A 947-nucleotide genomic window follows, 5' to 3' on the forward strand; every position below is an offset into this window, starting at 1 on the left:
TTCGCGCAGTGGCTGCGCGAGCAGCCGCAGGTGCTGATCACCGATACCACCATGCGCGACGCGCACCAGTCGCTGTTTGCCACCCGCATGCGCAGCACCGACATGCTGGCGATTGCGCCGTACTACGCCAAGCTGGCGCCGCAGCTGCTGTCGCTGGAATGCTGGGGCGGGGCGACGTTCGACGTGGCGATGCGCTTCCTGCAGGAAGACCCGTGGCAACGGTTGGCCGCATTGCGCCAGACGGTGCCCGGCACCCTGCTGCAGATGCTGCTGCGTGCCTCCAACGCGGTGGGCTACACCAACTACCCGGACAACGTCGTCCGCCACTTCATCCAGCAGGCGGCTGCCGGCGGCGTCGACCTGTTCCGCGTGTTCGACTCGTTGAACTGGGTGGACAACATGCGCGTGGCGATGGACGCGGTGCGCGAATCCGGCGCGCTGTGCGAAGCCGCCATCTGCTACACCGGCGACCTGTTCGATAGCAGCCGTCCGCGCTACAACCTGCGCTACTACGTGGACATGGCCAAGCAACTGGAACAGGCCGGCGCCCACATCATCGCCATCAAGGACATGGCCGGCATCTGCAAGCCGCGCGCGGTGTCGGCACTGGTGACGGCGCTGAAGCAGGAAGTCGGCCTGCCGATCCACTTCCACACCCACGACACCTCCGGCATTGCCGCCGCCAGCGTGCTGGCTGCCATCGACGCCGGCGTCGATGCGGTGGATGCGGCGCTGGACGCCATGAGCGGGCTGACCTCGCAGCCGAACATGGGCGCCATCGTCGCCGCGCTGGCCGGCGGGCCGCGCGACAGCGGGCTGGACCCGCAGGGGCTGCAGCAGCTGTCGGACTACTGGGAGCAGGTGCGCCGCAGCTACGCGCCGTTCGAAGCCGACATGCGCGCCGGCACCGCCGCGGTGTACCACCACGAAATGCCGGGCGGGCAGGT

General features: G+C 68.7%; 1 pseudogene. It reads left to right on the forward strand.

The window, feature by feature from the left end:
* A pseudogene (locus ACFOLG_RS07600) lies at positions 1 to 947 on the forward strand (pyruvate carboxylase); the annotation flags it as partial.

The sequence above is a fragment of the Vogesella facilis genome, assembly GCF_042648525.1.
GTDB lineage: Bacteria > Pseudomonadota > Gammaproteobacteria > Burkholderiales > Chromobacteriaceae > Vogesella > Vogesella facilis.